This window comes from uncultured Legionella sp. (assembly GCF_937871865.1).
Taxonomy (GTDB): domain Bacteria; phylum Pseudomonadota; class Gammaproteobacteria; order Legionellales; family Legionellaceae; genus Legionella.
In genome coordinates this window covers 1-6,748 of the sequence record NZ_CALMPD010000054.1, presented here as the reverse complement: position 1 = coordinate 6,748, position 6,748 = coordinate 1, and the positions used below count along the sequence as shown (strand labels likewise).

The window sequence follows — 6,748 nt, the reverse complement described above, 5'->3', positions numbered from 1 at the left end:
AAGTAGCTTCTGAAATTAGAGCATTTAGACCGCCAGAACCTTATAAAGGCAAAGGAGTTCGGTTTGCTGGTGAAGCGATTGCTCGAAAAGAAGCGAAAAAGAAATAAGGTATAAGTTATGAATAAGCAAAACTCGCGTGAACGACGTGGATTAAAAGCGAAAGCTTTAATCCGTAAATCGGGTAGAGCAAGATTGGTTGTGTATAGAAGTGGTGTTCACATCTATTCACAAATAATTCAAGCTGATCAACTCGGTGATAAGGTATTAGTAGTTTGTTCAACTAATGACAAAGAATTAAGAGCCAGTTTATCTGGAAAATGCAAAGTAGAACAAGCCACATTAGTTGGTAAGTTACTTGGTAAGCGTGCTAAAGAGCAAGGTATTAGCCAAGTTGCATTTGATCGTGCTGGTTATAAATATCATGGCAGAGTGAAAGCACTTGCAGAAGGTGCTCGCGAAGCTGGATTAGATTTTTAAGGAACGATTATGGCATTCGAAGAATCACCCAAGTCAGATGGGTACCAGGAAAAGTTGGTATCAGTAACTCGTACCGCTAAAGTTGTTAAAGGTGGACGTGTTTTTGGCTTTGCTGTTTTGGTCGTTGTTGGTGACGGAAAGGGTAAAGTTGGTTTTGGTAGAGGTAAAGCACGTGAAGTTCCGATAGCAATTCAAAAAGCTATGGATCAAGCCAAGAAAAATATGGTTTATATTCCTCTTTCTGGAACTACCATATTCCACGAAATTAGCTGGAACTATGGTGCTTCTAAAGTATTCATGAAACCTGCTAGTGAGGGTACTGGAATTATTGCTGGTGGCGCCATGAGAGCTGTACTGGAAGTTTTGGGTGTTCAAAACATTCTGGCAAAAAGCATTGGTTCTACTAATCCAAGTAATATTGTCCGTGCGACAATTGGAGCGTTAACCAACATTGGTACTCCAGATTATGTAGCAGCCAAACGTGGTAAAACAGTTAATGAAGTAATGGCGGGCTAACTATGGAAAAGAAAATCAAGATCACTTTGGTTAAAAGTACTATAGGTCGAAAACCAAAGCATATTCATATTGCAAAGCAGTTAGGTTTAGGTAAAACAAATTCCAGCGTGTCGCATAATGATACTCCTGCTATTCGTGGACTTGTAAACGCAATTAATTACCTACTGCTAGTTGAGGAGAGTGTATAATGAATTTAAATTCACTATCACCAGATCCTGGTTCAAGACCCCCTAAAAAAAGATTAGGAAGAGGGATTGGTTCCGGGCTAGGTAAAACTAGTGGTAAAGGTCATAAAGGTCAAAAAGCAAGAGCTGGTGGATATCACAAAATCAACTTTGAAGGCGGCCAAATGCCTATTCAAAGACGATTACCAAAAATGGGCTTTAAATCCCGTGTTGGTCGAACTGTTGATCAAGTGTGCTTAAGTGAACTGGCAAAGCTTACTGCTGAAGTAATTGATCTGCAGGTTTTACAAGATGCCGGCATCATTAACTGTTCTATTAAAGATGTTAAAGTTATCCTTTCTGGTGAGTTAACAACAGCCGTCAAGCTTAAAGGTTTAAGAGTTACTAAAGGTGCTCGCTTGGCTATTGAAGGTCTGGGCGGAAGCATAGAAGAGTGACTATGAAAAACCAAAAACATAATGGAAGCCAATCCCGTGGTGGATTGGCCGAACTAAAATCAAGATTGTTTTTTGTTATCCTTGGGATTTTAGTCTATAGATTAGGGGCACATATACCAGTACCGGGATTGGACCCTGCAAAATTAGCTAATTTCTTTAATGAGCAACAAAATACTATCTTCGGATTGTTTAATATGTTTTCTGGCGGAGCCCTATCGCGTGTTACTGTTTTTGCAATAGGTATTATGCCTTATATTTCTGCTTCAATTATTATTCAGCTGTTTTCAGTTGTATCGCCAAAACTAGAACAATTGAAAAAGGAAGGCGAGTCTGGACGTAGAAAAATAAATCAGTACACCCGTTATTTAACTTTATTGCTATCTATATTCCAATCTTTAGGGATGGCTAGATGGTTAGCGGGACAACAAATAGCTCTTCAACCGGATGTATCATTTTACTTCACTGCAGTTGTTACTCTGGTAACAGGCACAATGTTTTTAATGTGGCTGGGAGAACAAATTACTGAGAAGGGTGTCGGGAACGGTATTTCCTTGATTATCTTTTCTGGTATTGTCTCAAGTATGCCCGGTGCTATTGCATCAGTACTTCAACAAGTTAGAGAAGGCCAGATGCAAGCTTTGACATTGGTTGTTGTTGCTGTGGTCGTTGTGGTGGTAACAGGATTCGTTGTCTTTATGGAGAGAGCGCAAAGGCGGATTAGAGTCAATTACGCTCAAAGAACACAAGGTAGAAAGGTTTATGCTGCTCAAACCAGCCATTTGCCTTTAAAGATCAATATGTCTGGAGTAATTCCACCAATATTTGCTTCCAGTATCATATTATTACCAGCAACATTAGCTCAATTCTTTTCACATACGAAAGGGATGGGGTGGTTATCTGATGTTGGTATGGCTTTATCGCCAGGTCAGCCTTTGTATTTAATAGTTTATGCCGTTGCTATTTTGTTTTTTGCTTTCTTTTATGCTGCATTGGTATTTAATCCTAAAGATACAGCAGAAAACTTAAAAAAATCTGGAGCATATATTCCTGGTATCAGACCCGGTGAACAAACGACCAAATATATTGATTCAGTAATGACTCGATTAACTTTGGTTGGCGCTATATATCTGGTGCTGGTCTGTTTATTACCTCAGATTTTAATGTATACGTGGCATGTTCCTTTTTATTTTGGTGGAACGTCATTACTAATTATAGTTGTTGTTATTATGGATTTTGTAGCTCAGATACAGGCTCATTTAATGACGCAACAATATGATTCTTTAATGAAAAAGGCTAATTTTAAAGGTACTAAGTTACCTGGTCTACTATGATATTTATCGGAGTTAGGAATGAAAGTAAGAGCATCAGTAAAGCGAATTTGTCGCAATTGCAAAATAATTAAAAGAAGTGGCACTATACGAGTAATTTGTAAGGATGCCAGACATAAACAAAAGCAAGGTTAACATCTGCTTGATTTTATTTTATAAAAATAGTATTCTTCTGTCCCTTTCGACAGAACAAAATAACGTTCGGAGAAGCTAATGGCTCGTATTGCAGGAGTGAACATACCTGATCACAAACATGTGGTAATTGCTTTAACAGCTATATATGGTATAGGCAAAACTACATCTTTAAAATTATGCAAGGCAGTAGATATAGAACCTTCAGCTAAAGTTTCACAACTGACTGATGCTCAATTAGAGTCATTAAGAAGTGAAATTGCAAAAATAACTGTAGAAGGTGATCTGCGTCGTGTTGTTACAATGAACATCAAAAGATTGATGGATCTTGGTTGTTACAGAGGACTAAGACACAGAAGAGGATTACCCTTACGCGGACAACGTACGAAAACAAATGCTCGTACTAGAAAAGGCCGTAGAAAAGGCACTAGTAATTGATTTTTCATGTAGGAAAATAAGATGGCAATAACAAAGTCAAAACAGCAAAAAGTACGAAAAAAGGCAAAACGTGTTGTGTCTGATGGGATAGTTCACGTTCATGCATCTTTTAATAATACAATCGTTACCTTTACTGATAGGCAAGGTAATGCATTATGTTGGGCAACATCTGGTGGATCTGGTTTCAGAGGCTCCAGAAAAAGTACGCCTTATGCTGCACAAGTTGCAACAGAACGTGCTGCTGTTGTTGCTAAAGAATATGGTATGAAATCCGTAGCAGTATTCGTTCATGGTCCTGGTCCTGGAAGAGAGTCCACTATTCGTGAATTAATAAACCAGGATTTTAAAATTGTTGAAATTACAGATGTTACTGGCATACCCCATAATGGTTGTAAGCCACCTAAAAAACGTCGTGTATAAGACTCAGGAGTAATTAATGGCTAGATATCTTGGTCCAAAATGTAAATTATCACGCCGTGAAGGTACTGATTTATTACTTAAAAGTGGTGTTCGTGATCATAAATCCAAGTGTAAATCTGAAAAGTTACCTGGACAACATGGTGATAAAAAACCACGATTAAATGGTTATGGAATTCAGCTTAGAGAAAAACAAAAAATCAAAAGATTATATGGTGTTCTTGAAAAGCAATTTCGTAATTATTATAAAATGTCTGCTCGTCAAAAAGGTTCAACTGGTGAAAACCTGATGGCTCTTTTAGAAAGACGTCTTGACAATGTTGTATATCGTATGGGATTTGCTAGTACTCGTGCAGAAGCTAGACAACTAGTAACTCATAAGGCAATCCTTGTTAATGATAAAATAGTTAACGTTCCTTCGTTTTTAGTTAGTCCAGGAGATGTGATTACTGTTCGCCAAAAAGCTAAGAGTCAGGGTCGTGTTCAGGCTGCTTTAGCTCTATCCGAACAAAGAGCTCCTTGTGATTGGATCACTGTAGATTCTAGCGCTTTCAAAGGCACATTTTCTACAGCACCAACGTTAACTGACTTATCTTCAGACTACAACGTGAATCTTGTTGTAGAACTTTACTCTAAGTAAGCTCGGAGAAATAGCTGAATGTATACTGAAATCAATGAAATGCTAACGCCTAAAGTGCTTAAGGTACAGGCAGAGTCACCTTACAAAGCTAGAATTGTTCTAGAGCCTTTGGAGCGAGGTTTTGGTCACACCCTCGGCAATGCGTTGAGACGTATATTATTGTCATCTATGCCTGGAAGTGCCATCACTGAAGCCTCAATTGACGGTGTTTTGCATGAATACAGTACTATTGAGGGTGTTCAGGAAGATGTGGTTGATCTGTTGCTTAACCTTAAATTGGTTGCAATTAAATTAACTGTAGGTGAGGAAGTTCACCTGACACTTAATAAACAAGGTCCTTGCCAAGTAACTGCTGGTGATATTCAATTGACTCATGGTCAGGAAGTTATTAATCCTGAACTTGTGCTTGCCAATTTAAATGAAAAAGGTAAGTTGAATATGACTCTTAAAGTGGAACGGGGGATTGGTTTTCATACTACTGATTCTTTTATCAGCCACTTTGATGATGAAATTGAGAAAAAATCTGTTGGTAAATTAAAGATTGATAATAGTTTCTCACCTGTTAAAAAAGTTGCCTATTTTGTTGATAGTGCACGTGTTGAGAATCGGACTGATTTAGACAAGTTAACAATAGAATTAGAAACAAATGGAACAATTGATGCAGAAGAAGCAATACGTATCTCTGCTAGTATTCTTCAAAGACAACTTCACTCTTTTGTAGATATGAAGTTTGAAGAGTCACGTTCTGACAACAAGGAACGCAATGATTTTGACCCTGTATTACTACGTTCTGTTGATGATTTAGAGTTAACTGTTAGATCTGCGAATTGTTTAAAAGCAGAAAACATTCATTATATTGGCGATTTAGTTCAAAGAACTGAAAATGAGTTGTTAAAGACTCCTAATCTTGGTAAGAAATCACTTACCGAAATTAAAGATGTTTTAGCATCACGTTCATTATCGCTAGGAATGAAACTTGAGAATTGGCCGCCAGCAAGTCTTGGCGAGTAATATTTAGGAGTCTTTGTTATGCGTCACCGTAATTCGGGCCGTAGTTTTAGCCGTACCAGTAGCCATCGTAAGGCCATGTTTTCAAACATGTGCTGTTCTTTAATTGAGCACGAGTTAATTAAAACAACTCTGCCAAAAGCTAAAGATTTACGTCGTTACATAGAGCCTTTAATTACTGTAAGTAAGGCTGATTCAGTTGCTTCACGTCGTCATGCTTTTGATATTTTGCGTTCAAAAGCAGCTGTTGGTAAATTATTTACTGATCTGGGCCCTCGTTTTGTTGAGAGACCAGGTGGCTATGTTCGCATTATCAAATGTGGATTCAGAGAAGGTGATAATGCTCCAATGGCTATTGTTGAGTTGTTGGACAAACCAATGGCTGATAGCGATAGCGAATAAGCAGCTTAGTTGTGAAAAGAACCCGCTTAATGCGGGTTTTTTGTTTCATAATTATTCCTCAAATGGAAAGGGGCTAATGGATCTACAGTCCCACATAAATCCATGTACGATGAAGCATCAGTATCTCCGTTAAGCACTATGCTTATAGTGCCCAATATTTATTGTACCACTACGATAAGCTTTCTTCTCGACTTGCCAACAGAGCGTTGTTTTTCTTATTTCTGTTATATGGATCATTTTTAAAAGTAAGTTCGTACCGGTAGCTAAGAATGCATTTATCGATGGTAATGTGAAACAAGCTAAGATAAGTGTTGTGCCGATAAATATTATTCTGACGGATTTAAAAAATCCAGTAACAGCAACCGTAACGAACACAAGCTCAGTCGATGTTTATACTCAGGATTCCGAGGTGTATAAAACAACACGTGCGATGATAAAAGGTGAACACAGTAATTTGAAATCAGTTGTAATTTCTATTATCACTTATAACGCCCTTGTTCTAAGTATTACCTAGCCTGTTCAGTCAGCTAGAATCATTCCAGTCAATAATGAGACTGGCTCTTTAACTACCAATATTGCCTTTCGGGATGACGAGTCCCTGATTATTATGCAATCAAAAATGATAATTATGCTGTCGCTTTATGCAGCACTTTGTCCGTAGATGATTTAGGTGAAACAAGATGTACTTTAGCCGGTACTTGTTATGACATATGCTATAGCCAACGGATAATAAATTGATTATAATCATTTATTTATGACGTATTCATT

General features: G+C 37.8%; 12 protein-coding genes and 1 pseudogene. All 13 read left to right on the top strand.

Annotated elements, in window-relative coordinates; all coding sequences use genetic code 11:
- A pseudogene (locus tag Q0495_RS03325) lies at nt 1-107 on the top strand (50S ribosomal protein L6); the annotation flags it as partial.
- 10 nt (nt 108-117) lie between these two features.
- Nucleotides 118-477, top strand: a complete 360-nt coding sequence (gene rplR / locus Q0495_RS03320; RefSeq protein ID WP_298623088.1) for a 50S ribosomal protein L18 — start codon at nt 118-120, stop codon at nt 475-477.
- Nucleotides 478-486: 9 nt separating this feature from the next.
- Nucleotides 487-993 (top strand): 30S ribosomal protein S5, encoded by a 507-nt coding sequence (gene rpsE / locus Q0495_RS03315; RefSeq protein WP_298623086.1) that lies wholly within the window; start codon nt 487-489, stop codon nt 991-993.
- A gap of 2 nt (nt 994-995) precedes the next feature.
- A complete protein-coding gene (gene rpmD, locus Q0495_RS03310) occupies nt 996-1,181 on the top strand; it encodes a 50S ribosomal protein L30 (RefSeq protein ID WP_298623084.1) in 186 nt (61 codons plus the stop codon).
- Nucleotides 1,181-1,615 carry a 50S ribosomal protein L15 gene (rplO, locus tag Q0495_RS03305; protein WP_298623082.1) on the top strand — a complete coding sequence of 145 codons (435 nt, stop codon included), beginning with the start codon at nt 1,181-1,183 and terminating at the stop codon, nt 1,613-1,615. The genes rpmD and rplO overlap by 1 nt, the downstream gene beginning before the upstream one ends.
- A 2-nt stretch (nt 1,616-1,617) precedes the next feature.
- Entirely contained in the window at nt 1,618-2,946 is a 1,329-nt protein-coding gene (secY, locus tag Q0495_RS03300) for a preprotein translocase subunit SecY (protein WP_298623080.1), read from the top strand.
- Nucleotides 2,947-2,964: 18 nt separating this feature from the next.
- On the top strand, nt 2,965-3,078 hold the full coding sequence (rpmJ, locus tag Q0495_RS03295; RefSeq protein ID WP_010946099.1) for a 50S ribosomal protein L36: 114 nt from the start codon (nt 2,965-2,967) through the stop codon (nt 3,076-3,078).
- 78 nt (nt 3,079-3,156) lie between these two features.
- Complete coding sequence (rpsM, locus tag Q0495_RS03290) at nt 3,157-3,513, top strand: 30S ribosomal protein S13 (RefSeq protein WP_298622985.1); 357 nt, start codon at nt 3,157-3,159, stop codon at nt 3,511-3,513.
- 21 nt (nt 3,514-3,534) lie between these two features.
- Nucleotides 3,535-3,933: a 30S ribosomal protein S11 gene (rpsK, locus tag Q0495_RS03285; RefSeq protein WP_298622983.1), complete on the top strand. Its 399-nt coding sequence runs from the start codon at nt 3,535-3,537 to the stop codon at nt 3,931-3,933.
- Nucleotides 3,934-3,949: 16 nt separating this feature from the next.
- Nucleotides 3,950-4,570 (top strand): 30S ribosomal protein S4, encoded by a 621-nt coding sequence (gene rpsD, locus Q0495_RS03280; RefSeq protein ID WP_298622981.1) that lies wholly within the window; start codon nt 3,950-3,952, stop codon nt 4,568-4,570.
- Between the two features lie 18 nt (nt 4,571-4,588).
- Entirely contained in the window at nt 4,589-5,581 is a 993-nt protein-coding gene (rpoA, locus tag Q0495_RS03275; protein ID WP_298622979.1) for a DNA-directed RNA polymerase subunit alpha, read from the top strand.
- 18 nt (nt 5,582-5,599) lie between these two features.
- On the top strand, nt 5,600-5,980 hold the full coding sequence (rplQ, locus tag Q0495_RS03270) for a 50S ribosomal protein L17 (RefSeq protein ID WP_298622977.1): 381 nt from the start codon (nt 5,600-5,602) through the stop codon (nt 5,978-5,980).
- 289 nt (nt 5,981-6,269) lie between these two features.
- Nucleotides 6,270-6,494: a hypothetical protein gene (locus Q0495_RS03265; RefSeq protein ID WP_298622975.1), complete on the top strand. Its 225-nt coding sequence runs from the start codon at nt 6,270-6,272 to the stop codon at nt 6,492-6,494.
- Nucleotides 6,495-6,748 lie beyond the last annotated feature (254 nt).